This window comes from Streptomyces sp. P6-2-1 (assembly GCF_050613165.1).
GTDB lineage: Bacteria > Actinomycetota > Actinomycetes > Streptomycetales > Streptomycetaceae > Streptomyces.
In genome coordinates this window covers 6,644,691-6,669,040 of the sequence record NZ_CP192513.1, presented here as the reverse complement: position 1 = coordinate 6,669,040, position 24,350 = coordinate 6,644,691, and the positions used below count along the sequence as shown (strand labels likewise).

The following is a 24,350-nucleotide window of genomic DNA, read 5'->3' as shown; positions in this document are numbered from 1 at the left end:
CCCCCAGCATTTCGCTGCAATCCCCCGGGCGTTCGCGCAGGTACAGACCCTTTCGGTCCTCCAGGCGAAGCTTTCCTAGCCTAAACGTTCACTCACGTCGACGTGAACGCGCACGCTATCGTCGGAGCCGCACCGCACGAACGGTGCGAACGAGACCAGGGGGGTTTCATTCATGGCGGAGCACAGACCGTATCGAGTCGGTTATGCCCCGGGTGCGTACGATCTTTTCCATATCGGACACCTCAACATCCTTCGGCACGCGAAGAGTCACTGCGACTACCTCGTCGCGGGCGTCGTCTCGGACGAGATGGTCGAAGGCGCCAAGGGCCGCCGCCCGATGATCCCGCTGGTGGAGCGGCTGGAGATCGTGCGCAGCGTCAAGTACGTCGACGCCGCCTTCGTGGAGACCGTGCCGGACAAGGTGGAGACCTGGAAGCAGGTCCGCTTCGACGTGCTCTTCAAGGGCGACGACTGGCGCGGCACGCCGAAGGGGGACAAGCTGGAGCGCGATTTCGCCGCGGTCGGCGTGGACATCGTGTACTTCCCGTACACCGTCCACACGTCCAGCACGCAACTGCGGCGCGCGCTGGACGTGCTCACCGGGGACGAGCGGCCCGCCGGGCCGCTCAGCGCCGAACTGCGCTGAGTTCCCTGAACCACTTGACGAGGAACGCGAGCAGGAACAGGACGGCGGCGAGCGCGAGGGCCGCGTAGGCCCAGCGGAAGCCGCTGCCCGCGCCGAGGAAGAGGAAGACCAGGCAGAAGATGCCGTGGTCGACGGGGAGCAGCGCGATCGCCCGCAGCGTCGAGGGGGCCGCGGCGGGCGTCCCCGGCGCGGGGCGCGGGGTGAGCTTCTCGGTGAGCAGCCCGCCGAAGAAGGTGACGACGGCGGCGAACTGGAAGACGAGCGGGAGCAGCAGCCAGGTGTCCTCACCGTCGATGCCGTACGCGTCGGGGTGGCGGTAGAAGGAGATGAGCACCGCCGCGTGCAGGGCGGTGATCTTCGCGCAGTCCACGACGTGGTCGAGCCACTCCCCCGCCGCGCTGCCGCCGCCGCGCAGCCGGGCGAGCTGGCCGTCCGCCGAGTCGAAGGCGAAACCGATCGCGAGGCCCAGCCACACGAGGACGCCGAGGCCCACGGACGGGGTGCCGATCGCGAGGCCGACCACGGCGGCGAAGCTGAAGAGCGCGCTGATCACCGTCACCTGGTTCGGTGTCAGGCGCAGTGCGTAGGCACAGGCGGCGAGGACGCGGCCCGCCGGGCGGTTGGCGAAGCGGGAGTAGAGCGAGACGCCTTTTGAGGACTTCTGCGCGGTTCTCAGCTCGCGGAGCGCGGTGTTGATCGTTCCCATGTGGCCCCCCCGGGTCATTTTTCGTTCATGTGCCGGTCAATGATGGCAGGCGGCCCGCGCGGCCCTGCGGCCGGTACGCCTGGTCAGGCCCCTCCGGCCCCTCGGCGCGGCACGGCCAGTACGGTACGGCCCCTCAGCACGCCACGGGCGCTCAGTGGACCGGCAGGCGACGGCGCCAGTCCAGCGGTGTCACCTCGATCGCCCGCGCCGGGCTGCCGTCCCAGGCGGTGCCAAGACCCGCGGCGGTGAGCGCGGCCACCACCTCGCGCCCGATCGCGGCCGTCGTCCGCTCCTCGTCGTCGAACCCGCCGAAGTAGAGCCGCAGCGTGCCCTCGGTCACGGCGCCGTCCGTGCACTGCTGGTGGAAGAACACGAAGCCCCGCGCCCCTCCCGGCCCGGCCTCCGCACCGATCTCGCGCATGCCGCAGGAGCGGCAGCAGGTGAAGTCCTCGCGGGCGACGACACCTGCCGCGTCGAGCGCGGCGAAGGCACGCGCGAGGCGTTCGGGGTCGGTCTCGCCGCGCCACGCGGCCTGTTCGGCGAGCCGGTCGCGCCACAGCCGGTCGACGAGGGCACGGGCCTGCGCCTGCGTCACCGGGCGACGGTCGTCGGTGACGAGGTACTCCTCGGCGAGTTCGGCGAGGGCGGCGCGGTCGCGGTAGCCGCCGTGCAGCGCGACGCGGACGGCCGCCTCCAGCGCGGCACGGTCCTCGGGGCTCAGGGCGGGCGGAGGTGGTTCCTCGGGCGGTGCCCCGAGGTCGAGGGGACTCCACGTCAGCGCGGCGTCCCAGCCGGGGGTGCGGCGGGCCCAGCCGGTGAGGGCGGTGACGACCGCCTCGGGATCGTCGGTGTGCGCCTGGAAGTGCCGCCCGGCGGAGCCGTCCCGGTACTCCACCTGGTAGGGCCCCTCCCCCTCGTGCCACACCTGGGCGTAGAAGTCCGCCTCGTCCGGCAGCCGTTCGAGCACGAGGAACCGGTCCTTGCGCCCCCCGACGCGCCGCACCACCTCGGCAAGCCTCTCCGCGGAGGCCCGCTCGTAGCGCTCACCGGGCTCCGTCTCGATCACGATCGCAAGCATGTACGGGACTGTCGCACGCACCACTGACAACCGGGGGCCCACGACGGATTCACCCCGGCACACCCCGCCCCGCCTCGCCCCCTCTCACTCGCCCCGCTCCCGCTCACTGCGCCCCGCGCCCCGCCCGCTCACTGCGCCCCGCCCTCTCACTGCGCCCCGCGCCCCGCCCTCTCACTGCGCCCCGCGCGCCGCCCACGCCTCCCACAACCGCGCGTACGTGCCTTCCGCCGCGAGGAGTTCGGCGTGCGTGCCCTCCTCCACGATGCGGCCCGCCTCCATCACGGCGACCCGGTCGGCGAGCGCCGCCTGTCCCAGGCGGTGGGCGACGACGAGCGCCGTACGGCCCCGGGTCACCTCCTCGGCGGCCTTCTCCAGGCCCCGCGCCCCCTCGCTGCCCGCCTCCGCCGCCGCCTCGTCGAGCACGACGACCGGCGGATCGGCGAGGACCAGGCGGGCGAGGGCGAGTTGCTGCGCCTGGAGCGGCGTGAGCGCCAGGCCGCCCGCACCGACGACGGTCGCGAGCCCTTCGGGCAGCGCGCGGGCCCAGCCGTCCGCGCCGACGGCGGCGAGCGCGGCGGTGAGGGCGGGCTCGGGCGCCCCGGGCCCGGCGAGGAGGAGGTTCTGCGCGAGGGTCCCCGCGAAGACGTGCGTGTCCTGGTCGACGAGGAGGACACGCGGTCCCTCGCCCGCCTCGGCCCGTACGGTGACGGTCCCCCCAGTGGGCGCGTGGACCCCGGCGACGATACGGGCGAGCGTGCTCTTGCCCGCGCCGCTCGCCCCGACGAGCGTGACGTGTTCGCCGGGCGCGAGCCGCAGGTCGACACCGTGCAGGACGGGGTGTCCCGGGCGGTAGTCGTGCCGGATGCCGAGGGCGGACACGGCGTAGGGGGAGGGCCCGGCGGAGGCGGACGGCTCGGCGGAGGCGGACGGCTCGGCGGAGGCGGACGGCTCGGCGGAGGCGGACGGCTCGGCTCGTACCTCCGCGGACTCCGGCGCCGAAGACGGAGGGAGGGGGTCGCGCGGCACGAGGTCGCGCACGTGCTCGCGCGGTACGAGGTCGCGCACGTGCTCGCGCGGTACGAGGTCGGCGACGCCCACGAGCCGGGCGAGTCCCGCCGCCGCCTCCTGCGCGGTGGCGGCGAGCGCGAGCAGGACGTTCACCGGGTCGAAGAGCCGCACGAAGAGCAGCGCCGCCGCCGTCGCCTCGCCCACGCGCGCGGAGCCGTCCCTGACGAGGACGTAGCCGACGACGAGGAGGAGCGCGAGGCCGGTGAACTCGGCGACGTTGAGGCGCCCGTAGAAGCGGGAGCGGAGGGTGGTCGCGCGCTGGGCGTAGGCGACGGCGTGCGCGGAGCGCTCCTCGATGCGGCGGGTGTGGCGGGCGCCGAGCCGGAAGGCCCGTACCGTCGCCGCGCCCGAGACCGATTCGAGTATCTGCCGCGTGCGCTCGCCGCCGACCTCGCGCTGACGGGCGTACAGCGGGGTCGAGTGGCGCAGGTACCAGCGCAGCGTCGCGGCCTGGATCGGTACGGCCGCGAGCCCCGCGAGGGCGAAGCGCCAGTCGAGCGCGGTGAGCCCGACGAGGGTCGCCGCGAGCGTGAGCGCGGAGCCCGCGAGCCCCGGTACGACGTCGCGCACGGCGCGCGCCACGAGCGCGGCGTCGTCGCCGATGCGCGCGGCGATGTCGCCCGTGCCCGCCTCCTCGACCCGCTGCGCGGGCAGCGCGAGGGCGCGGGCCACGACCCGCTCCCGCAGCCGCGCGAGCGCCCCTTCCCCGACGCGGGCCACGAGCCCGGCCCCTGTCGCCGTCAGCAGGGCCTGGAGGAGCGCGGCCCCGAGCAGGACGAGCGCGGCCCCGACGACGGCGGTGCTCTCCCCTCCCTCGCGCACGGTGTCGACGATCCTCCCCAGGGCGAAGGGCCCGGCGAGCCCGGCCGCCGCCTCGCCCGCGAACACGGCGACGGCCGCGAACCCCCTCACCCGGTGCGGGCGCGTCAATTCCCGTACCGCGCCCCAGGTCCGCCGCGACGTCGCGGTGGGCAGCGGCGCACGCGCGCCGTCCCGTGGCGGCGGGACGTGCTTCCCGCCCCTTCCGCGTACGGGTGGCTCCCCACCGGAGGCGACCGCCCGCGGCCGCCGCTCGACGGGCCCGGAGCCTTTCGCCCGCTTCGGCCCCACGAAGCTCCCCGCAGGCCCGCCCGCCTCGCCCGGCTGCCCCGGCCCCCGCGACGGAGTCCCGCCGCTCGTCCCCGCGGGCATCCCGTCGGTCGTGCTCATGCGTGGACCACATCCCCGTAGAAGGCGTCGGTGGCGAGGAGTGCGGAGTGCGGGGCGCTCGCGGTCACGCGGCCCTCGTGGAGCACCGCGGCGCGGTCGCAGGCGGCGAGGAGTGCGGGGGACGAGGTGAGGATCAGGGTCGTGCGGCCCGCGCGCAGGGTGCGGATGCCGCGTGCGATACGGGTCTGGGTGACCGCGTCGACCGCCGTCGTCGGGTCGTGCAGGACGAGCACGGGCGGTGCCGCGCGCAGCGCGCGGGCGAGGGCGAGGCGCTGGCGCTGGCCCCCGGAGAGGAAGGCGCCCCGTTCACCGACCCGGGTCGCCGTGCCCTCCGGGAGGGCGTCCACGAGGTCGTCGGCTGCCGCCGCGCGGAGCGCCGCCGCGTCCCCCGGCCCGTCCTCCCGCTCGTCGTCCCCCGAGCGGAGGTTGTCGAGCACCGTGCCGTCGAAGAGGTGGGCCTGGTGCGGGGCGACGAGAACGGCGGTACGGGCCTCGGCGCGGTCGAGCGCGCCGAGGCGCACGCCGTCCAGGCGTATCGCTCCGTGCGCGGGGGCGAGGTCGCCCGTGAGGCAGGCGAGGAGTTCGGCCGCGGCGACCGGGTCGGGGACGACGAGCCCGAGGTGTTCGCCGGGCGCGAGGCTCAGGTCGACGCCGCGCAGCACGTCGTGCGCGAGCCCCCGTACCGTCAGCTCGCCGCGAACGGGCGCGCCCTCGGGCAGCTTTGCGGTTCCTGGCGGCGGCGGGGGCGCGTCGACGAGGGCGGCGACGCGGCGCGCGCTCGCGCGGGCGCGGGCGAGCGCGGGACCGAGTTCCAGGAGGCCCTGGATCGGGGCCAGGAGGAACTGGCAGAGCCCCACGCAGGCGATGAGGTCCCCGAGACCCAGGTCCCCGCTCAGTGCGAGGCGCCCTGCGACGAGGGCGACGGCGGCGACGAGGACCCCGGCGAGCAGCGTGCCCGCGCCGTCGAGCACCGCCTCGGTGCGCGCGGCGGCGACGGTCGCGCGCAGGCTCGCGCGGTTGACGCCCTCGTAGTGGCGCAGCGCGGTGCGCTCGGCGCGCAGGCCCTTGAGGACGCGCAGTCCGCTCACGTAGTCGACGGCGGTCGCCGCGGCACGCGCCGCCGCGGCCTGCTCGGTGGCGCCCCTGCGCTCCAGCGGGCGCCCCGCGCGGTTCATGAGGAGGAGCACGGCGGGCGTGCCGGCGAGGACGAGCAGGCCGAGCGGTACGGACATGCGCAGCAGGAGCGCGGCGCCGAGCCCGACGGCGGTGAGGTTGCCCGTCGTCGTGCCGAGCCGGCTCGTGAACTGCCCCACCACCTGCGTGTCGGAGCCCGTCACGGTGAGCAGGTCGCCCGGGAGCCGGTCGCTGCCCGCCGCGTCGTCGTGGGCGAGGAGGCGCCCCGCGAGGCGGACCCGCAGGTGGTGCGCGGAGTGCTCGCGCGCGGTGGTGGAGAGGCGGGAACCGAAGCGGTAGCACAGCGAGAGGAAGAGGAAGTCGGCGGCGAGCAGCGCGAGACAGCCCAGGAGCGCGCCCGTCGCCCCGCCGTCCACGGCCCGGTCCACGACGATCCCGACGACGACGGGCACGAGCGCCTCGCCCGCCTGGTGCCCGGCGAGCAGCACGAGCGAGCCGAGCAGCGGGCCCCGTACGGAACGGACGGCCGCCGCGAGTACGGCACCGGGACCGCGCGCGGGCGGGACCCCTGGCGGGGCGTCGGGGGCGGGGGACTTCACTGGCATCACCTTCGGGGGCATGGTCTGCGGGTCCGGCGAGCGGGAGGCGGTTCCTGGCCTCCCGCCTCAGGTTAGGGCTGGCTGAGTTTGACGGGTGTGCGATACGGTGACGCGCCATGTCGCCGAACAGACAATCCGGCTCCGGAGCCGCGGGCGCGGACCAGGGGGATTCACGGGGCGCGCTGCGCGTCATGAACTTCGAGATGCCGGGTGGCCGCCGCTTCGACCGGCACGAGCACTCCGCGCACCAGCTCGCCTGGGCGGCGGCGGGGACCCTCACGGTGGACATCGGCGCGCACTCCTGGGTGCTGCCGCCGACGCTCGCGCTGTGGATACCCGCGGGCACCCCGCACACGACGAGCGCGACGCGCCCCGCGCTCATGCGGAGTGTCTACCTCGCGCCCCGGCACTCCCCCGTGCGCTGGCCCGGCCCGACCGTCGTCGCCGTGGGCCCGCTGCTGCGCGAACTCATCACGCACCTCGCCGGCACCCCGCTCGAACCCGGCCCGCGCGCCCGCGCGGAGGCACTCCTCCCCGATCTGCTGCGGCCCGTCGACGTGACGACGATCGAGGTCCCGATGCCGCGGGACGAACGCGCCCTGCGCGTCGCCGAGGCGCTCGTCGCACACCCGGCCGACCCGCGCTCGCTCGACGAGTGGGGGCGGCTCGTCGGCGCGAGCGCACGCACCCTGGCGCGGCTCTTCAGCGCGGAGACCGGCCTGTCCTTCGGACGCTGGCGCACCAGGGCCCGGCTGCGCGCGGGGCTTGAGCACATGGCGGTCAACCGGCCGCTGACGGCGGTCGCGCACCGCGTCGGCTACACCTCGCCCAGTTCGTTCGTCGCGGCCTTCCGGCACGAGACGGGCCGCACGCCCGGGGCCTATTTCTCGGCGGCCCAGGGTGGCAGGGACGACGGCGCCTGAGGCGGTACGTCACAGCTTCCGCAGCGCCTTGTCGAAGTCGTCGAGCGCGGCGATCGCGTCGCGCATCCCGCCGGGCAGGAAGAAGACGCTGCCGAAGAGCTTGCCGGCCTGGGCCGCAGCGAGCTTCGTGAAGGCGGGCTGCGCGAAGAGCTTGGGGCCGAGGTTGGCGGGCTTCCCGTCGTTGGTCGTGTAGTAGAAGACCGCGTCGGCGTCGCCGAGCTTGTTCGCGATCAGCTCGTACGAGACGGCCTGCTGCACGTCGAGCCGCCTGCTCGCCGCGGAGAAGACCGCCCCCGCGTCGGCGAGGATGGCGCCGATCGGCGAGCCGTGCCCGTACAGCCACCACTGGCCCTCGTCGAAACCGCCCTGGAGCAGCGCCCAGTGGGTCGCCGCGAGCGCCTTGGCGTGTTCCTCGCGGATGGCGGCCGCCTTCGTGCCGTACTCCTTCTTGAGCGCGTCGAGCTTGCCGTGCTCGCCGAGCACGTCGGCGGTCTGCTCGGCCATGTCGCGCCAGGGGTTCTTCGACTTCGTGAAGGGCAGCAGGACGGTCGGGGCGAGGGCGCTGAGCTGCTTGTACGGGAGGTTGGTCTGCGCGTCGATGCCGATGATGAGGTCGGGCGCGAGAGCCGCGACCTTCTCGACCCGGATCTCGCCGCCGACACCGTCGGAGACCTTCGGCACGGCGCGCCAGCGCGTGAGATCACGCGCGGGAACGTACTCCTCACCCGCGTCGAAGACCCCGGCAGGGGTGAGGTCCATGTCGAACATCGCCGACATGGGGAAGTCGTTGATCGCCACGACCCGCCGGGGGTGCGCGGGGACCTTCACCTTGCCCTTGGCGGTGTCGACGGTGCGGGTCCCCGCGGTGTCCGGGGAGCCCGCGCTGTCCGGGGAGCCCGCGCCCTTCTTCCCCCCGTCGTCCGAATCGCTGGAGCAGGCGGCGAGGCCGGCCGCCGCGAGGACCCCGGCGGCCGAGGCGAGGACGCGCCGTCGGGACGGTGTGGAAGCGAGAGGGCGGGACATGTGCACTCCAAGGCGACTTAGGTTTGCCTAACTTCGGCGAGCCTAACCAGCCGCACACATCCCCGCGGACCACTCGGACACGTCGTACCGCCACCCGGTCAGCACCGGCGGAGGGGGAGACCCGGCGCCGCGAGGGCGCCCGCCGCCAACCACCCTTGCCCACGCGCGCGGTAACGAGGCGACAGGTGGCGCGCCCCGGACAGGACCGCCCGCCCCGCATGTCCGTTCATCGACATCTCATGACCGTGAACGATCAGACAGACGAGATATTCGCCCGCATTCATGCGCTTTCCAACCGAAATAAGGCGCTCAAATATGAGGTTAGCCTTCCCTTATTTCGGAGGAGTCGTCCATGTCCAGTCCCCGTACGGCCGCGGGGCCACCACCCGCCGCCGTCACCGCACCCGCCGCCCGCACCGCACCCGCCGCCGCGCCCTCACGGAGCCGCAAAGGCGGCGCCCTCGGCGCCGGTCTCGTGCTCGCGCTCGCCGTCCTCGTGCTCGCGGTGCTCGCGAGCCTCGCGATCGGCGCCAAGTCCGTCCCGCTGGACACCGTGTGGAACACCGTCCTGCACCACGACCCGTCCGACGACGACCAGACCGTCGTCACCTCGCTGCGCCTGCCACGCACCGTCGTGGGGCTCCTCGCGGGGGCCGCGCTCGGACTCGCGGGGACCCTCATGCAGGGCCTGACCCGCAATCCGCTCGCCGACCCCGGGCTGCTCGGCGTCAACGCGGGCGCCTCCTTCGCCGTCGTGCTCGCGATCGGGGTACTCGGGGTCACGTCCTTCACCGGGTACGTGTGGTTCGGCTTCGCCGGCGCGGCACTCGCCGCGCTCGTCGTGCACCTCGTCGGCTCCTTCGGCGGGCAGGGCGCGACGCCCGTCAAACTCGCGCTCGCCGGGGCGGCGGTGAGCGCAGGGCTCCTGAGCTTCACGCGCGCCATCCTGCTCGGCGACACGAAGACCTTCGACCAGTTCCGCTTCTGGGAGGTCGGCTCGCTCGCCGGGCGCGGGCTCGGCATCGCCGCGCAGGCCGGCCCCTTCCTCGCGGTCGGCGCGGTGTGCGCGCTCCTGTCGGGCCGGATGCTCAACACACTCGGCCTCGGCGACGACGCGGCGCGCGGCCTCGGCCAGAACCCGGCGCTCGCGCGCGTCTTCTGCTCGGCGTCGGTCGTGCTCCTGTGCGGCGCGGCGACCGCGCTCGCCGGACCGCTCGGCTTCATCGGGCTCACGGTGCCGCACGCGGTACGGGCCTTCACCGGGCCCGACCACCGCTGGGTCCTCCCGTACGCGATGGTCCTCGCGCCCGCGCTGCTGCTCGTCGCCGACGTGGTCGGCCGCGTCGTGGCCCGGCCGGGCGAGATCGAGGTCGGCATCGTGACCGCCGTCATCGGCGCCCCCGTCTTCATCGCCCTCGTCCGCAAGAGCAGGCTGGCGGAACTGTGACCGAGGACCCCACCGCCGTCCCCGGCGCCGCGCACGCGAGCGCCACGGCCCTCCGCCGGGCCCCCGGCACCACCACCGGCTCCCCCGTCCCGGCCCGCCCCGCCCCCTTGCCCGTCACGCCCGACACCCTCCGCGCCCTGCGCCGCGTGCGCCGCGGCACCCTGCCGCGGCTCCTCGCCGTGACCGGGACGCTCACCGCGCTGCTGCTCGTGCTCACCTGCCTCGCGCTGAGCACCGGGGACTTCACCGTGCCGCTCGCGCAGGTACCGCGCGCGCTGGCCGGGCAGGGCGACGCCGCCTCCGCGTTCATCGTCCAGCACGTACGGCTGCCGCGCCTCGCCACCGCGCTCGCCGCCGGCGCCGCCTTCGGCATGTCGGGAGCCGTCTTCCAGAGCCTCGTGCGCAATCCGCTCGCGAGCCCCGACGTCATCGGCATCACCTCGGGCGCGAGCACGGGCGCCGTCCTCGCGATCGTCGTGTTCCACGTCGGCGGCGCCTCCGTCTCGCTCGCCGCCGTCGTCGGCGCGGTGCTCACGGCCGTCGTGATGTACGCGCTGTCCTGGCGGCGGGGCGTGAGCGGGTACCGCCTCGTGCTCGTCGGCATCGGCATCTCGGCCGTGCTCGGCAGCGTCATCTCGTACCTGACGACGCGCGCGGAGATCCACACCGCGCAGGAGGCGATGCTGTGGCTCACCGGGAGCCTCGGCGGCGCCGACTGGGACACGGCACGCCCCCTGCTGCTCTGCCTGATCCCGCTGCTCCCGCTCACGGTCGCGCTCGCCGCGCGCGTCCTGCCCGCGCTCGCGCTCGGCGATGACACGGCGGCGGGCCTCGGGCTGCGCGTCGAGGCGGGACGGCTGTGGCTCGTGCTCGCCGCCGTCGGCCTCGCCGCCGTCGCGACAGCGGCGACAGGCCCCGTCACCTTCGTCGCCTTCCTCGCCGGGCCGCTCGCCCGCCGCCTGAGCGGGCGCGGCGGCCCCGTGCTCGGCACGGCGGCGCTGTGCGGGGCGAGCCTCCTGCTCGGCTGCGACCTGCTCGCCCAGCACCTGCCCGGCGGGAGCGGCTACCCCGTCGGCGTCGTCACCGGCGCCGTCGGCGCCCCCTGTCTCCTGTGGCTCCTGGCCCGCGCGGGCCGCGTGGGCCACGGGGGCCGAACACGATGAGGACCACACCCATGCCCCGTACCCCCGCCCCGGCCGCCCTCACCACGGGCGCCCCCGCGAGCCCCGCCACCCCGCCCAGCACCCTGGAAGCGCGCGCCCTGCACCTCGGGTACGCGCAGCGCGGTGTCGTCACCGGGGTGAGCACCGCGGTGCCCACCGGCAGGGTCACCATGATCGTGGGGCCCAACGCCTGCGGGAAATCCACCCTGTTGCGCGGGCTCGCGCGGCTCCTGAGCCCCACGGCCGGTGAAGTCCTGCTCGACGGCAAGGACATCCGCTCCGTCCCCTCGCGCGAGGTCGCCGCGCGGCTCGGCATCCTGCCGCAGTCCCCCGTCGCCCCCGACGGCATCCGCGTGCTCGACCTCGTGGGCCGCGGCCGCTACCCGCACCAGGGACTCTTCCGGCGCTGGAGCGCCGAGGACGACACCGCCGTCGCCGAGGCACTCGCGGCGACCGACACGCTCGACCTCGCCGACCGGCCCGTCGACGAACTCTCCGGCGGCCAGCGCCAGCGCGTGTGGATCGCGGTCGCGCTCGCGCAGCGCACCGGCATCCTGCTCCTCGACGAACCGACGACCTACCTCGACCTGCCGCACCAGGTCGACGTGCTCGACCTGGTCACCGACCTCAACCGCGAGCGCGGCACGACGGTCGTCGCCGTCCTGCACGACCTCAACCTCGCCTGCCGCTACGGGGACCACCTCATCGCCCTGCGCGAGGGCCGTGTCGTGGCCGAGGGCGCGCCCGCCGAGGTCGTCACCGAGGACCTGGTGCGCGAGGTCTTCGCGATGGACTGCCGCGTCGTGCCCGACCCCGTGTCCGGCACACCCCTCGTCCTCCCGATAGGGCGTCACTTCAGCCGGGCGGAGTGAACCCGCCCGGCAAACCAGCCTCCTTTACCACAATCACCCCATCCGTGAAAGGGATTCGGCAGTAAACACCCCCATCGGGCGCTATGCCCGTACAGCACCCCATCAGCCCCGCTTCGGCATGGTTAGCATGACCCGCACGCGGCCCCGATCCGCGTCTCGTACGTCCCCGTACTCCCCTCCCCCACCGTCGAGACCGAGGGAACCGCGGAATGCCAGTGACCGCTCACCGACCGCGCCGCGCGGGCCGCCCCGGGCGCCTGCCCCGGGCCGCTCCGCCCCTGCTCCTGCTCGCCCTCACGGCCGTCGGCGCCGTGGCCGTGACCACCGCCGCACCCCCGGCGGCCCAGGTCTGGACGGGGACGACAGCAGGGGTCTGCTGGCTGCTCCTCGTCCTCGCCGGCATCTGGTCGGCCCTGCTCGTCCGGGTGCACAGGCGCCGTGCCGAGCGTGCCGAACAGGCCCGTACCGAGGCCCGCGAGGCGCTCTCCGGGCACTCCGCCGAGATCGCCAGGCTCGTCCGCGTCCTCCTGCCCGACCTCGGCGCGCGGCTCGCCGACGGCGAGGACCCGACGCGCGCGCTCGACTCCCTCTCGCTGCCCTCCGATCCCTCGCTGCGCGCGGCCCTGCACTCCGTCGCGACCGCGCTCGGCTCCGCGCACATGGCGGCGCGCGACGCCCGCGCGCTGGGCGTCGAGGCCGCGCGGCGCGCCGAGCGCCTCGACAGGGACATCGAGACCTTCGCGCACGAGACGGTGCCCCCCGTCGTCGCCCGCTTCGCCGAACTGCGCAACCACGGCGACGCGCTGCACCGCGTCCCACTCCCCGAGGACGAGCGGCTGCGCGCCGCGCTCGACGAGTTCGCGTGGTCCGCGCACTACGGGATGCGCCGCGCCAAAGTCGCCTACGGCATGGTCAGGCACAGCCTCACCCGCGTTCAGGCCCGCAACGCGACAGTCCTGCACCGCCTCCAGGACATGCAGTTCCGGTACGGCCAGGAGGCATTCAAGGACCTCTTCTTCCTCGACGAGACCGCCTCGCGGCTCGCCCTCGCCGCCGACCGCATCGCGTGGATGGTCGGTGGCCGCGGCAGCCGGATCTGGACCCGGCCCATCGTCATGTACCGCATCCTGCGCGGCGCGATCGGCAAGATCGAGGCCTACCGCAGGGTCGTGCTGCACTGCGACTGCGAACTGTCGATCGTCGGCCGCTCCGCCGAGGCGATCATGCACCTCCTCGCCGAACTCATCGACAACTCCACGCAGTTCTCGCCGCCCACCGCCGAGGTGCACGTCTACGCCGAGGAGCGCCCCGCCGGCATCGTCGTGACGATCGAGGACAGCGGCATGAAGATCCCCTGGGCGATGCGCGAATACGTCGAGGACTGCCTCGCGGGCAAGGTCCTCGATCTCGCGGACTTCAAGAACCACCACTACGGCTTCAACGTCGTCGGGATGATCGCCCACCGCTTCGAGATCGAGGTGAGTATCCGGCCCTCCTCACGCGGCGGTACGGGCTTCGTCGTCCTGCTCCCCTCCGTGCACATCGCCGAGCGCAACCCCCAGCACCCCGCACTCGTCGTCGAGCAGAAACTCCCCGAGATCACCGCTCCCGTCGCCCCGCCGCTCGACCGCGACCTCCCGCACGAGGAGGCCCTGGCCAAGCACAGGGAGTGGGTCAAGGCCCACAAGGAGGAGCGCGCACGGGCCGCCGCCGAGGCGGGCACCCCGCTCCCGCCGCCCGAACCCCCGTCCGAGCTGGAGCGCCTGACGGCCCCCTGGATCGGCAGGCCCGCACCCGGCCAGGCCGAGGACAGGCGCGGCGAGGGGGAGCCGTCCGCGAGGAAGAAGCGTGCTCCGTACGTCCCCGAGGGCGCCGACCCGTACGACAGCGAACCGCCCACCGCCTACGAAGAGGTGACGGGAAGGGACCCGTACCGCGACGGACCGGACCCGGAAGCGTCCGGGGCAGCGGCGACGCGGGAGGCACCGGCGAGCGGGGCGCACGGGACGGACGCGAACGGCAGCGCGAGCGACCCGTACGGCACGAGGACGGACACGTACGGCACAGGGACGGGGCCCGGTGGTACGGGGCCCGAGCCGCGTCCCGCCGGGTCCGGGCACCCCGCCCCCGCGGCCCCCTTGCCCGCCGGCCCCGCCCAGGACACCCCGTCCGCCTCCGCCCCGCCGCCGCTCCCCACCCGCGGCCCCGGAACGCACGGACCGCTCCCCGCGCCGCGCCACCAGGCCCCCGCGCCCGGCTCGGCCCCGTACACGCAGGAACCGCCCGACGCACCCGACAGCGAGGACCCGGTGCCCGGATTCATGGAGCGCGAACGCTTCCGCGCCGACCCGGACGGGGCGCGGGCGCGCTTCTTCGGCGACGACAGCGGCGAGTTGTTCTTCGACCCCTTGCAGGGCCTCGGGCCGCTCGTCTCCACAGAGAACGGCCTCCCCGTCCGCCCGCCGGGCCGGACGATGGCCGCCGTGGACCAGATGATCGCCGAACTCCTCGCCGGGGAGACCCCCTCGGCGGCTCCGCAGCAGGACGTGGGACGCAGCTTCGGCGGCTTCGACCGCGCGATGCGCGCGGGCCGCGCCGCCCGCGAGGCGGAGGCGACCGGGCGGACGGCGACCGGCACCACCACCGCACCGGACCCGGCCGCACCACCGGGCCACTCCCCCGCCGAGGGCCCGCACGGCACCCGGTCCCCCGAGCCCACCCCGCCCCCCACCACCCGGCCGGAGCGCGAAACCCCCTGAGCCCCGGCAGGGCCGCCCCGAGTTCCCCCCGCCCCGCCCTCGGCCGCCCCCGTGGCGGCCGAGGACCGGCGCACGTGATTGGAGACAAGGGCAGCTGTCCGTGCCCCCGCCCGGACACCGCCCGCGCACACCATGCCCACCACCGACAACAGCCTCGACTGGCTCCTCGAAAAACTCCTGGACCACACCCCGGGAACCCGCCACGCCCTCGTCCTCTCACGCGATGGCCTCAAACTCTGCTGGACCCCCGACCTCCCCCTCGACCAGGCCGACCAGCTCGCCGCGATCTGTTCGGGCATCCAGGCGCTCGCGCAGGGCGCCTCGGTCGAGTTCGGTGACCGCCGCGGCGGTGTGCGGCACTCCATGACCGCGTACTACGGCGGACAGCTGTTCATCGTGGACGCGGGCGACGGCGCGCACCTCGCGGTGGTCGCCGAGGAGAACGCCGACCCCGAGTACGTGGGACAGGAGATGAGCCACCTGGTCGGCGCGATCGGCGCCCACCTGCGCGCCGAACCGCGCAGCCCCGCACCGAACGCCGGTACCCCGTGACGCCACGCGGTCCGGCCGACGTGGGCGAACCCGACCGGATCTTCCTCGTCACCGGCGGCAGGACCGCGCCCGGCTCGCGCGTCTTCGACCTCGTCACCCTGGTCGTGCGCGAGACGGACCGGGCGCGGGACCTCGGCCCCGAGCACCAGCGCGTCCTGGACCTGTGCCAGCACCCGGTGGCCGTCGTCGAACTCTCCGCCGAACTGGGACTCCCCGTGGTGGTGACGCGCATTCTGCTGGAGGACCTGCTCGCCGCCGGGCACATCCGCGTCCGCTCCCCGCGCCCCGCCGCCCGCGCGGCGGGGACGACGGGGCCGGACACCGCCGTACTCGAAGAGGTGCTCCATGCGCTGCGCAGACTCTGAATCCGTCACCCCCACGACCCCCGCGGGGCCCACCACCGCGTCCGCCCCCGCGGTTCCTCCCTCCGACGCCGTGCCCGCCCAGGCCACCGCGCCCCCGGGCCCGCGCACTCCCCTGCCCGCGACCGCCGAGCAGGGCGTGAAGATCGTCGTCGTCGGCGGCTTCGCCGTCGGCAAGACGACGATGGTGCGCGCGGTGAGCGAGATCCGCCCGCTGAGCACCGAGGAGATCATGACGGAGGCCGGTGAGGGCGTCGACGACCTCGCCGGTGTCGAGTCGAAGACCACCACGACGGTCGCCTTCGACTTCGGCCGCATCACGCTCAACGAACGCACGGTGCTGTACCTCTTCGGCGCCCCCGGACAGGAGCGCTTCTGGTTCCTGTGGGACCAGCTCTTCGCCGGGAGCCTCGGCGCCGTCGTCCTCGTCGACACCCGCAAGGTCGCCGACTCCTGGTACGCCGTCGACCGCCTCGAAGCCCACCACACGCCCTTCGTCGTCGCCGTCAACCGTTTCGAGAACGACCCGCGGCGCTACGGCCTCGCGGAGATCCGCGCCGCGCTCAACCTCTCCGCGCACGTCCCCGTCCTGGACTGCGACGCGCGCGAACGCGCCTCCTGCAAGGAGGTCCTGCTGACCCTCGTCGACCACCTCTACCACCGCGCCCTCGCGCAGGAGGCAGGCGTATGAAGAACCCGCTCTTCCCGCCCCCTTCGGACGACTACGGCCCGGAACCGCTGCGCCCCTGGGACCACCGGCCCAAGAAGTCGTCGGCGCCCGCGCTGCGCGTCCCCACCGCCTCGGGCGGCCCGCCGCCGGCCTGCCCCGCGCACGGGGACCGCTGGGAGGACGAGCCGGTACGGCTGTCGTCCCTCGACTCGGACAGGCCGCCCGCCGAGCTGTACCGCGAACTGCGCTCGCGTTTCGGGCCCGTGGCCCCCGTGCTCCTCGACGACGACATTCCCGCCTGGCTCGCCCTCGGCTACCCGGAGGTCGCCTATGTGACGAGCCACGACGAGGAGTTCGGGCGCGACTCGCGGCGCTGGCATCAGTGGGAGAACATCCCGGGCGACTGGCCGCTCCTCGCCTACGCGGGCTATCAGCCCTCGGTGTTCTTCGCCGAGGGCGAGGAGCACAGGCGCCGCGCGGGCGCGCTCACGCGCGCGCTGGAGGCGATGGACATGTACGACGTCTCGCTCGTGTGCGAGTCGGTCGGGCGGCGGCTCATCGACCGTTTCGTCGACGACGGCGAGGTGGAGCTGCTTGAGGCGTACGTGCACGCGCTCCCCGTGCGCGTGATGATCGAGCTGTGCGGGATGCCCGCGGGTGAGGAGATCACCGAGAACCTCGCCGAGGACCTGCGCATCACGCTCGACGCCGAGCGGGGCGAGAACCCGGTGGGTGCCTACCGGCGGGTCGCCGAGCAACTGGGGGCGCTCGTGGCCTCGCGCCGGGCCCAGCCGGAGCGTGACCTGACCTCGTACCTCGTCACGGACCGCGCCGCGCTGACGGACGCCGAGGCGGTGCACGACCTCACGGTGCTCATCCTGGCGGGTCAGCAGCCCACGGCGAACTGGATCTGCAACGCGCTGCGTCTCCTCCTGCTCGACGACCGCTTCGCGGACAAGGTCGCGGGCGGCCGCGTCGGGGTCCCCGAGGCCCTCACCGAGACGCTGTGGCTCGACACTCCCGTGCAGAACTTCCTGGGCCGCTGGGCGACCCGCGACACGGAGCTGGGCGGCCGCCCGGTCAAACAGGGGGACTGCGTGCTGCTGGGCCTCGCGGCGGCGAACACCGATCCCGAGCTGTGGCCGCACGGCGGCATGGGCGAGGGCAGCACGGCGCACCTGTCGTTCAGCATGGGCGAGCACCGCTGCCCGCACCCGTCGCCGCAGATGGCCCGCGTCATCGCGCGTACCGCGATCGACACGCTCCTCGCCCGGCTGCCCGATCTCGCCGTCGCCGTGGAGGCCGAGGAGCTGCGCTGGCGGCGCTCGCTGTGGAAGCGGGGCCTGGAGGAGCTGCCGGTGGTGTTCTCGGCCGGCGGGGTACGGGAGTGGACGGACCGCGGCGCGGGGCGGCCACGCTCCCGTGAGACCGGCCTCCTGCGGGACTGACCCCGGCGGGGCGCCCTGCGAGACTGCTCCCATGACCACGTCTGCCAGCACCCCGCCCCTGCCCGAGCGGGTCGAGCGCCTGCTCGCCACCGAGGGCCCCCTGCCGATCGTCGCCGCGGGCGACCCCGTCCTGCGCGCGCCCGCGGCGCCGTACGAGGGCCAGCTGCCCGACGCGCTGCTCGCCCGTCTGCTCGCGGCGATGCGGCGCACGATGCGCGAGGCCCCCGGTGTCGGGCTCGCAGCGCCGCAGATCGGGGTGCCCCTGCGGCTCGCGGTCGTGGAAGACCCCGCGACGGTGCCCGAGGAGGTGCGCCGCGCGCGCGAGCGCGAGCCGCTCCCGTACCGCGTGCTCGTCAACCCGGTGTACGAGGGCGTCGGCGAGCGGCGCGCGGTCTTCTACGAGGGCTGTCTGAGCGTGCCCGGCTGGCAGGCCGTCGTGGCGCGCCACGCGGTGGTGCGGCTGCGCGCCGAGGACGAGCACGGCACGAAGCTCGACGAGGAGGTGCGGGGCTGGGCCGCGCGGATCGTGCAGCACGAGACGGACCACCTCGCGGGAACGCTGTACGTGGACCGGGCGCTCCCGCGCTCGCTCACGTCGAACGAGAACCTGCTGCGGTACTGGAACGAGCCCACGCCCGAACGGGCCTCCGTGGAACTGGGGTTCGCGCGCGACTGACGCGGCCTCACTCGTTCGGGGGAACTCCGCCGGGTGCGGGTCCCGTGCGGCGGGCGCGGGGGCGCGGCCCGGCTAGCTTGCGGCGGGTCACCACCCGCGCCGATTGGTCCGCGCGGGGCCCGTACAGCCCGGAGGTACCCCTTCGTGACCGCCAAGCCGCTCGCGCTGCTGCTCGCCGCGCTCACCACCGCAGCGCTCGCCACCGCCCCCGCCCAGGCCGCGAAGCCGGCCAAGGCCGCCGCCGCCCAAGCGGCCCCGTGCACGGGCGAGTTCCACGGTGACGCGCGACTCGGCCCGCGTCACCTGCCGGGGCCGCGCGAGGAGCCGGTGGGCCCGCTCCTGAAGGGCTGGAAGCGCACCGGCGGGCTGGGGGAGCGCGCCTTCCTGAAGGAGTACTGGGAGGGCGACGCGACGAGCGGGAGCTGGAAGTACCCGCCGAACGACGGCTTCGCGGAGACGAACGGCGCGCCCGACCGCACACCGACGCGGCTGCGGCGCGGGGAGCGCCTGGACCGGTTCGGCTCGGTGTACGGGGCCTTCCTCGCGCCCGCGGGCGACGCCTACGCGCAGCGCGCGCTGCCGCCGCAGAACCTCGGCACCCGTGAGGAGAGCGCGCCGTGCGGCTACCACGTGTACGAGGTGACGAAGCGGTTCACGGTGTGGCAGGGGCGGATCGCTCCGTGGTTCGGGCAGCCGGGCGGCGGGCAGCAGATCAAGCTGGACCCGGCGCTGCTCAACCCGGGTGAGGGCGAGGGCCTCAATGTGAAGTGGCTGCTCGACCACGGCTATCTGCGTGCCCTCGTCGGCTGAGGACGAGGGCGCGCGGGCGGCGCTCGCCGTCGCCCTGCGCGCGGCGGGCCTGCCCCCGTCCGTCTACTGGATCGAAGGCGTCCACCAACCGGCCCCGCTCCCGCCCGACTTCCTCTACCTGCGCCGCACACCCCGCGGCACGGCACGGTGGGAGACGGGCGGCTACGAGCGGGGCCGCTGGACCCCGTACGCGCACCACGCCGACGAGCGGGCGGCGTGCGCGCACCTGCGTCACCTGCTCCTGGGCTGAGGCGCGCGGTTCAGGCGGTGGCGCGCCCGTACAGCACGAGTCCCCAGGCCGCGCAGGCGAAGGAGCCGGTCGCCGCGAGGGCGCGGACGATGTTCCAGGCCACCCAGGAGGACTCGAAGCGCTCGCGGGCGGCGGCGAGCGCTTCGGCGGCCTGGGGGAGATCGCCTTCGGCGAGGCGGTCGTTGAGCGGGACGTTGATCCTGCCCGTGACGGTGAGGACGACGAGGTACAGGGCGAGCGCGGCGAGCACCCACCAGAAGACGCGGTGCTCGTCGCTGCTCCTGGCTCCCAGCGCCGCGAGAGCCAGGAGGAGGAGCGTTCCGGCGAACGGCGTGAGGAACCAGCCGTTGAGGATGGCCTTGTTGATGTTCCGCATGGACTCGACGAAGGTGCGGTCACCGCTCCTGCCGAGTCCTGGCATGACGGCATAGGCGAAGGCGGCGAAGAGGCCCGCCATGAGGCCGATGGCCAGGACAGCCAGGAACAGGGACACGCCCGTCGTCGTCTTCATGCTTCCCCCGTGTGCGGCGATTTTTCACCAAGTCCCCTGCTTTACAGGGGGCTTGGAAGCTATCGCTTGGCACGGGTGCCGTCAAAGCCCTTCCGCCGCCGTCTCCCTGCCGCCGCCGGCCCCTGTTCCGCCGCCGTCTCCCTTCCGCCGTGGTCAGCGGCGCTCCGCGTCCCGGGCCTGGAGGCCGCGGGCGAGGCGGGGGCCGAGCCAGCGCTTGAGGCGGCGGAGGGCTTCGAGGCGTTCGGCGGCGCGGTCGACGCGGTAGTAGAGCTGGGGCGGGACGTAGGGCAGGAGCGGGGAGTGGCGCTGGCCGAGGAGGGCGAACATCCGCTCCGGCGGGAGGTCGATGTAGCGGGGCAGGTTCTCGTACCAGTGGGCGCTGTGGCGTGCGGCGCTCTGGACGGAGAGGAGTTCCCTGCGGCGGCGTCGTTCGTACGTGGCGAAGGCGGCCTCGCGCGGGCCGCCCTCGCCGAGCGCTCCGGCGAGGGCCATCGCGTCTTCGAGGGCGAGCGTCGTCCCCGCACCGATGGAGTAGTGGGTGGTGTGGGCCGCGTCGCCGAGGAGGACGAGGTTGCCGTGGTGCCAGCGGCGGGTGGTGAGGGTGCGGAAGGGGCGCCAGTCGGGGGCGGGGTGTGTGGCGTCCTGGCCCAGGAGCGGGGCTCCGTCGAGGAGACCGGCGAAGAGGTCTTCGAGGGTGCGGAGTTGGGCGTCCTCCTTGGCGGCGTGGAGCCCGAGCCCGCGCCAGGTGGCGGGGGCGCACTCGATGACGCAGGTGCTGCCCTCGGGCCCGTACCCGTAGGCGTAGCACCAGATCCAGCCGTGCGGCGTGTCGACGAAGGCGAAGCTGAAGCTCGTGAAGACCTTGGGGGTGCCGAGCCACACGTAGACGTTGCGGCCTTCGGTGAGGCGGGGGCCGAAGTGGTGGGCGTGGTGGCGGCGCAGGGTGCTGCCGACGCCGTCGGCGGCGACGAGGAGGTCGGCGGCCGGGGGTGCGGCGGGATCGATGGCGCTGCCGTGGCGCACGTCCACGCCGAGGTCGCGGGCGCGGGCGGTGAGCAGGGCGAGGAGGCGGTGGCGGCCGATGCCGTAGCCCTGGTCGCCGTGGTGCTCGGTGATCTCCTCGCGGATGCGGGCGCGCCCGTTCTTCCAGGGGAGCGAGGCGGAGTGGAGCGCGTGGGCGCTGGGTTCGTCGTGGGCGCGGAGCCGGTCGAGGAGTTCTTCCCAGTAGGTGACGCCCCAGCCGTAGGTGGAGCCCGCGGGGTTGCGTTCGTGCACGGTGATCTCGTGCGCGGGGTCCTGGAGTTTCATCAGGATCGAGAAGTACAGCCCGCCGGGGCCGCCTCCGGCACAGACGATCTTCACGTGCGCTCCCGCTCTGTCGCTTGTGTGGGGCCGACGGTGACGTATCCGTCGGAATCGGCAGGAAGGTAGCAGGGGGTGCGGGGGCCGGCGGGCGCGACAGGGGGGCCGCGAGCCGGGTCCACTCCCCCGGTCGGCATCGCTTCCCCGCAAGTTACTCACCAGTTAACATGTGGGCGCCCTCCCGGCCGCAGCCGGCCATCCCGCTGGAAGGAACACGTCATGCCCGAACTGACCCGTGACGGGGACGTCTTCGTCCTGCGCCTGGACGCGGACGGCGAGAACCTGTTCCACCCGGACTGGCTGGGCGCCGTGGAGCGGGCGCTCGACGAGGCCGAAGCGGCCGGGGGGCCGTGCGCGCTGGTGACGGCGGGCACGGGCAAGTACTGGTCGAACGGGCTCGATCTCGCCTGGCTCATGGCGCACGGGGACCAGTACGCGGCGTATCTCGACCGGGTGCACGCCCTCCTGGCCCGTACCCTCGCCTCGCGCGTCGTGACGGTCGCGGCGCTCACGGGGCACACCTTCGCCGCGGGCGCGATGTGGGCGCTGGCCCACGACGTGCGCGTGATGCGCGCGGACCGGGGCTGGTTCTGCCTCCCCGAGGTCGACCTGGGCCTCCCCTTCCAGCCGGGCATGACGGCGCTCATCCGCTCCCGGCTGACCCCGGCGACGGCGCACGAGGCGATGACGACGGGCCGCCGCTACCCCGCCCCGGAGGCCCTGACGGCCGGTCTGGTGGACGCCGTGGCGGACGCGGACCAGGTCGTCGCCGAGGCCATGACCCGCGCCCGCGCTCTCGCCCCGAAGGCGGTGCCGGTCCGCGCCGAGATCAAGGAGGGCCTGTACGCGGAGGCCCTTTCCGCCCTGCGCACGGCGACGAAGGCGTAACGCCTCCACGTCCGGCGGCGGCGCTTCCGCCGCAGGTCGCCCCGCCCCGGCCGGAACGAGCCCGGGCGGGCGGCGTCCGGAGCCGTCCCGCCCGGGTCAGCAGGAGTCTTCGAGCCAGTCGCCGGGGACGAGTGCGCGGAAGGCCCGGAGTGCCTCCGGGGTACGGGCCCTCGCCAGGAGGGCGGCGCCGCCGTCGTCGCGGAGCAGGACGTCGCCCGCGAGATACCAGCGCGTGAGCCCGCCGTGCGGGTAGTCGGGGAAGGGGAGACGAGTCGCGTGCGCGCGCAGCAGCGGCAACGTGCCCTCGTCCTGCTCCAGGAAGTCCGTCAGGCCCCGGCCCGCGTGGAGGGATTCCGACAGCACCAGTTCCACGAACGCGAGCGAGAGCGGGTCCAGCCAGGGCTGCCACTCCTCCGCCGCCTTGTCGGCCAGGTCGGGACGTACCCGCAGCGGCGGGTCCTCGCGGGCCGCGTCCGCGAGCGGTGTGCCCCAGGAAGCCGCGCCCTGGTTCTCGGTACGGATGACGAGAGCGCCGTCCTCGACGTACCACTCGGCCGGGGCGAGGAGGCGGTCATGATTGCCCGTCAGGCCCGCGTGGCGGCCGATGAGCAGGTACGCCTCGCGGAGCGCGCGCGGCAGGCGCAGCCCCAAGCGGGCTTCGGCCGCTCGGAGTTCGGCCTCCGGCACGCCGTGGCCCGGCTCCCGTGCCACATCCCAGGCCGCCGCGAAACCCTCGATGAAGTGCCAGGCTCCCCGCCGGTCGGCGACTGCCCGGGCGAGCGCGGCGGGCAGGGCGAACTCTCGCGTCATGGACGGAGAGTACGCGGCCGTCAGGAGGAGCCCTCGCTCAGGACGGCTCGCGGTTCCTCGGCCGGTGCCTGGTCCCGTGTCCGCAGGACGCCCGCCGCCACCGCCGCGATCACGCAGAAGGCGACCGGGAGGAAGAAGGCGAGGTTGAGGGGCACGAGGTGGGTCAGGGGGCCGATGACGGCGGGGCCCGCGAGCATGCCGAGGTAGCCGAGGCCCGCGACGCGCGAGACGTTGACACCCGCGCCCGCCGGGTCGGCGTGGCCCGCCGCGCTGAAGAGCTGGGGGACGCAGCCCGAGAGGCCCGCGCCGAAGACCGTCCAGCCGACGAGCGCGGCCCGGACGGAGGGTGCCAGGGCGGCGAGGGTCAGTCCCGCAGCCGCGAGGGCGGACCCGTACCGCAGCACAGCGAAGGAACCGAAGCGGGCCGCGATCCCGTCCGTCAGGAAGCGCCCGGCCGTCATCGCCGTCGCGAAGGCTCCGTAGGCGAAGGCGGCCGTGGACTCGGGCGCGTCGAGGACGTCCTTCAGGTGCAGCGTGCTCCAGTCGTTCGCGACGCCCTCGCTGAGCATCAGCATCATGGCGAGTGCGGCGAGGAGCCAGATGCGGCCGGGCGTGTGGGTACGGGTACGGGTTCCGGGCGTGGCCTCGGTGCCGGACACCACCGGCTCCGGACCCACACCAGCACCCGCACCCATGCCCGCACCCGGGTCGGCCTCCCCGGCCTCCCCGGCCTCCCCGGCCTCCGGCCGCAGCAGCATCGGCGTCACCGCCGCGGCGAGCACGATCCCGACCGCCGCCGTCACCGCGAAGACCGCCACCGGGGACCAGTCCAGGCGCCGCGTCTGCGAGCCTGCGAGCGCCGCGAGGACGCCACCGACCGAGAAGACCGCGTGGAAGGCGGACATGATCGGCCGCCCGTAGCCGCGTTCGACCTGCACGGCGTGTGTGTTCATGCTCACGTCGAGACAGCCGTTGCCGAAGCCGAGGACGAGGAGCGCCCCCGCGAGCGTCCACGCGTGCGTCGCGAGGCCCGGCAGGACGAGCGCGGCGGCGCACAGCGCGAGCCCGGCGGGGACGGTGCGGCGCGGGCCGAAGCGGTCGCTCAGCGATCCCGCCGCCTGCATCCCGAGGAACGCGCCGCCGCCGAGGAGCAGCAGGAGCCAGCCAAGCAGCGCGTGATCGATCCCGGCCCGCTCCTCGACGGCGGGAATGTGGACGACCCACATGCCCATGACGAAGCCGTTGAGCAGGAAGACGGCGAAGGTGGCGCGACGCCCGGCCCGCAGCACTTTGTTCATTGAGCGAACATAGCGCACATTTTTTCTGTGCGTAAAGGTGCGGTCAGGGCATCGCGGCACGGCGTTTCTCACACCTGACGTGTTTA

General features: G+C 74.5%; 23 protein-coding genes. 14 read left to right on the top strand and 9 right to left on the bottom strand.

Features of this window, described 5'->3' with window-relative positions:
• Positions 1-172 precede the first annotated feature (172 nt).
• The gene (locus tag ACQYWQ_RS28080) at positions 173-646 is read left to right on the top strand and encodes an adenylyltransferase/cytidyltransferase family protein (protein WP_431038525.1); all 474 of its coding nucleotides are present in this window, start codon (positions 173-175) and stop codon (positions 644-646) included.
• On the opposite strand, the gene ACQYWQ_RS28075 is transcribed toward ACQYWQ_RS28080, so the two are convergent.
• The 4 genes from ACQYWQ_RS28075 to ACQYWQ_RS28060 all read right to left on the bottom strand — a co-directional run bounded on the left by ACQYWQ_RS28075 (position 627) and on the right by ACQYWQ_RS28060 (position 6,446).
• Entirely contained in the window at positions 627-1,352 is a 726-nt protein-coding gene (locus tag ACQYWQ_RS28075; protein WP_431038523.1) for a CDP-alcohol phosphatidyltransferase family protein, read from the bottom strand. The two genes, ACQYWQ_RS28080 and ACQYWQ_RS28075, sit on opposite strands and share 20 nt — an antisense overlap.
• 151 nt (positions 1,353-1,503) lie before the next feature.
• Positions 1,504-2,430 carry a DUF6891 domain-containing protein gene (locus ACQYWQ_RS28070; RefSeq protein ID WP_431038522.1) on the bottom strand — a complete coding sequence of 309 codons (927 nt, stop codon included), beginning with the start codon at positions 2,428-2,430 and terminating at the stop codon, positions 1,504-1,506.
• A gap of 171 nt (positions 2,431-2,601) precedes the next feature.
• Complete coding sequence (locus ACQYWQ_RS28065) at positions 2,602-4,707, bottom strand: ABC transporter ATP-binding protein (protein WP_431038521.1); 2,106 nt, start codon at positions 4,705-4,707, stop codon at positions 2,602-2,604.
• The gene (locus tag ACQYWQ_RS28060) at positions 4,704-6,446 is read right to left on the bottom strand and encodes an ABC transporter transmembrane domain-containing protein (protein WP_431038520.1); all 1,743 of its coding nucleotides are present in this window, start codon (positions 6,444-6,446) and stop codon (positions 4,704-4,706) included. Before ACQYWQ_RS28060 ends, ACQYWQ_RS28065 begins: the two co-directional genes overlap by 4 nt.
• A gap of 110 nt (positions 6,447-6,556) precedes the next feature.
• Between ACQYWQ_RS28060 and ACQYWQ_RS28055 the strand changes: the two genes are divergently transcribed.
• The gene (locus tag ACQYWQ_RS28055) at positions 6,557-7,363 is read left to right on the top strand and encodes an AraC family transcriptional regulator (protein ID WP_431038519.1); all 807 of its coding nucleotides are present in this window, start codon (positions 6,557-6,559) and stop codon (positions 7,361-7,363) included.
• A gap of 9 nt (positions 7,364-7,372) precedes the next feature.
• Here ACQYWQ_RS28055 and ACQYWQ_RS28050 read toward each other — a convergent pair whose 3' ends face one another.
• Positions 7,373-8,386: an ABC transporter substrate-binding protein gene (locus tag ACQYWQ_RS28050; RefSeq protein WP_431038516.1), complete on the bottom strand. Its 1,014-nt coding sequence runs from the start codon at positions 8,384-8,386 to the stop codon at positions 7,373-7,375.
• Between the two features lie 352 nt (positions 8,387-8,738).
• On the opposite strand from ACQYWQ_RS28050, the gene ACQYWQ_RS28045 reads away from it, so the two are divergent.
• From ACQYWQ_RS28045 to ACQYWQ_RS27995, 11 genes are all read left to right on the top strand, one after another.
• Positions 8,739-9,833, top strand: a complete 1,095-nt coding sequence (locus tag ACQYWQ_RS28045; protein ID WP_431038514.1) for a FecCD family ABC transporter permease — start codon at positions 8,739-8,741, stop codon at positions 9,831-9,833.
• Between the two features lie 107 nt (positions 9,834-9,940).
• Entirely contained in the window at positions 9,941-10,996 is a 1,056-nt protein-coding gene (locus ACQYWQ_RS28040; RefSeq protein WP_431039383.1) for a FecCD family ABC transporter permease, read from the top strand.
• Between the two features lie 11 nt (positions 10,997-11,007).
• Positions 11,008-11,868: an ABC transporter ATP-binding protein gene (locus ACQYWQ_RS28035; protein ID WP_431038513.1), complete on the top strand. Its 861-nt coding sequence runs from the start codon at positions 11,008-11,010 to the stop codon at positions 11,866-11,868.
• Positions 11,869-12,077: 209 nt separating this feature from the next.
• Entirely contained in the window at positions 12,078-14,627 is a 2,550-nt protein-coding gene (locus ACQYWQ_RS28030) for an ATP-binding protein (RefSeq protein ID WP_431038511.1), read from the top strand.
• Between the two features lie 132 nt (positions 14,628-14,759).
• Complete coding sequence (locus tag ACQYWQ_RS28025; protein WP_007819547.1) at positions 14,760-15,179, top strand: roadblock/LC7 domain-containing protein; 420 nt, start codon at positions 14,760-14,762, stop codon at positions 15,177-15,179.
• A complete protein-coding gene (locus ACQYWQ_RS28020) occupies positions 15,176-15,544 on the top strand; it encodes a DUF742 domain-containing protein (RefSeq protein ID WP_164283995.1) in 369 nt (122 codons plus the stop codon). Before ACQYWQ_RS28025 ends, ACQYWQ_RS28020 begins: the two co-directional genes overlap by 4 nt.
• Positions 15,525-16,232 (top strand): GTP-binding protein, encoded by a 708-nt coding sequence (locus ACQYWQ_RS28015; protein WP_431038508.1) that lies wholly within the window; start codon positions 15,525-15,527, stop codon positions 16,230-16,232. Before ACQYWQ_RS28020 ends, ACQYWQ_RS28015 begins: the two co-directional genes overlap by 20 nt.
• A 251-nt stretch (positions 16,233-16,483) precedes the next feature.
• Complete coding sequence (locus ACQYWQ_RS28010) at positions 16,484-17,659, top strand: cytochrome P450 (protein WP_431039382.1); 1,176 nt, start codon at positions 16,484-16,486, stop codon at positions 17,657-17,659.
• A 31-nt stretch (positions 17,660-17,690) separates the two neighbouring features.
• Positions 17,691-18,335 carry a peptide deformylase gene (locus ACQYWQ_RS28005; RefSeq protein ID WP_431038506.1) on the top strand — a complete coding sequence of 215 codons (645 nt, stop codon included), beginning with the start codon at positions 17,691-17,693 and terminating at the stop codon, positions 18,333-18,335.
• A gap of 144 nt (positions 18,336-18,479) precedes the next feature.
• Positions 18,480-19,145 carry a TNT domain-containing protein gene (locus tag ACQYWQ_RS28000; RefSeq protein ID WP_431038504.1) on the top strand — a complete coding sequence of 222 codons (666 nt, stop codon included), beginning with the start codon at positions 18,480-18,482 and terminating at the stop codon, positions 19,143-19,145.
• Entirely contained in the window at positions 19,129-19,395 is a 267-nt protein-coding gene (locus ACQYWQ_RS27995) for a hypothetical protein (RefSeq protein WP_431038502.1), read from the top strand. The genes ACQYWQ_RS28000 and ACQYWQ_RS27995 overlap by 17 nt, the downstream gene beginning before the upstream one ends.
• A gap of 10 nt (positions 19,396-19,405) precedes the next feature.
• Here ACQYWQ_RS27995 and ACQYWQ_RS27990 read toward each other — a convergent pair whose 3' ends face one another.
• Complete coding sequence (locus ACQYWQ_RS27990; RefSeq protein ID WP_431038500.1) at positions 19,406-19,906, bottom strand: DUF1772 domain-containing protein; 501 nt, start codon at positions 19,904-19,906, stop codon at positions 19,406-19,408.
• Positions 19,907-20,059: 153 nt separating this feature from the next.
• Positions 20,060-21,268 carry an FAD-dependent monooxygenase gene (locus ACQYWQ_RS27985; protein WP_431038498.1) on the bottom strand — a complete coding sequence of 403 codons (1,209 nt, stop codon included), beginning with the start codon at positions 21,266-21,268 and terminating at the stop codon, positions 20,060-20,062.
• Positions 21,269-21,487: 219 nt separating this feature from the next.
• Between ACQYWQ_RS27985 and ACQYWQ_RS27980 the strand changes: the two genes are divergently transcribed.
• Positions 21,488-22,156, top strand: a complete 669-nt coding sequence (locus ACQYWQ_RS27980) for an enoyl-CoA hydratase-related protein (RefSeq protein WP_431038496.1) — start codon at positions 21,488-21,490, stop codon at positions 22,154-22,156.
• Between the two features lie 96 nt (positions 22,157-22,252).
• Here the strand turns inward: ACQYWQ_RS27980 and ACQYWQ_RS27975 are convergent, their stop codons facing one another.
• Together ACQYWQ_RS27975 and ACQYWQ_RS27970 are read right to left on the bottom strand one after the other, a co-directional pair.
• On the bottom strand, positions 22,253-22,966 hold the full coding sequence (locus ACQYWQ_RS27975; RefSeq protein ID WP_431038494.1) for an SMI1/KNR4 family protein: 714 nt from the start codon (positions 22,964-22,966) through the stop codon (positions 22,253-22,255).
• A 20-nt stretch (positions 22,967-22,986) separates the two neighbouring features.
• Positions 22,987-24,264, bottom strand: coding sequence for an MFS transporter (locus ACQYWQ_RS27970; RefSeq protein ID WP_431038492.1), 1,278 nt, complete (start codon positions 24,262-24,264; stop codon positions 22,987-22,989).
• Between the last annotated feature and the right edge of the window lie 86 nt (positions 24,265-24,350).

Excerpts from the sequence above, each read along its gene's own strand:
- ACQYWQ_RS28015 (WP_431038508.1), top strand. The coding sequence starts at position 15,525 with ATGCGCTGCGCAGACTCTGAATCCGTCACCCCCACGACCCCCGCGGGG.
- ACQYWQ_RS27990 (WP_431038500.1), bottom strand. The coding sequence starts at position 19,906 with ATGAAGACGACGACGGGCGTGTCCCTGTTCCTGGCTGTCCTGGCCATC.
- ACQYWQ_RS28050 (WP_431038516.1), bottom strand. The coding sequence starts at position 8,386 with ATGTCCCGCCCTCTCGCTTCCACACCGTCCCGACGGCGCGTCCTCGCC.
- ACQYWQ_RS28030 (WP_431038511.1), top strand. The coding sequence starts at position 12,078 with ATGCCAGTGACCGCTCACCGACCGCGCCGCGCGGGCCGCCCCGGGCGC.
- ACQYWQ_RS28070 (WP_431038522.1), bottom strand. The coding sequence starts at position 2,430 with ATGCTTGCGATCGTGATCGAGACGGAGCCCGGTGAGCGCTACGAGCGG.
- ACQYWQ_RS28025 (WP_007819547.1), top strand. The coding sequence starts at position 14,760 with ATGCCCACCACCGACAACAGCCTCGACTGGCTCCTCGAAAAACTCCTG.
- ACQYWQ_RS27970 (WP_431038492.1), bottom strand. The coding sequence starts at position 24,264 with ATGAACAAAGTGCTGCGGGCCGGGCGTCGCGCCACCTTCGCCGTCTTC.
- ACQYWQ_RS28035 (WP_431038513.1), top strand. The coding sequence starts at position 11,008 with ATGCCCCGTACCCCCGCCCCGGCCGCCCTCACCACGGGCGCCCCCGCG.
- ACQYWQ_RS28045 (WP_431038514.1), top strand. The coding sequence starts at position 8,739 with ATGTCCAGTCCCCGTACGGCCGCGGGGCCACCACCCGCCGCCGTCACC.
- ACQYWQ_RS27975 (WP_431038494.1), bottom strand. The coding sequence starts at position 22,966 with ATGACGCGAGAGTTCGCCCTGCCCGCCGCGCTCGCCCGGGCAGTCGCC.
- ACQYWQ_RS28060 (WP_431038520.1), bottom strand. The coding sequence starts at position 6,446 with ATGCCAGTGAAGTCCCCCGCCCCCGACGCCCCGCCAGGGGTCCCGCCC.
- ACQYWQ_RS27980 (WP_431038496.1), top strand. The coding sequence starts at position 21,488 with ATGCCCGAACTGACCCGTGACGGGGACGTCTTCGTCCTGCGCCTGGAC.
- ACQYWQ_RS28065 (WP_431038521.1), bottom strand. The coding sequence starts at position 4,707 with ATGAGCACGACCGACGGGATGCCCGCGGGGACGAGCGGCGGGACTCCG.
- ACQYWQ_RS28080 (WP_431038525.1), top strand. The coding sequence starts at position 173 with ATGGCGGAGCACAGACCGTATCGAGTCGGTTATGCCCCGGGTGCGTAC.
- ACQYWQ_RS28075 (WP_431038523.1), bottom strand. The coding sequence starts at position 1,352 with ATGGGAACGATCAACACCGCGCTCCGCGAGCTGAGAACCGCGCAGAAG.
- ACQYWQ_RS28005 (WP_431038506.1), top strand. The coding sequence starts at position 17,691 with ATGACCACGTCTGCCAGCACCCCGCCCCTGCCCGAGCGGGTCGAGCGC.
- ACQYWQ_RS28055 (WP_431038519.1), top strand. The coding sequence starts at position 6,557 with ATGTCGCCGAACAGACAATCCGGCTCCGGAGCCGCGGGCGCGGACCAG.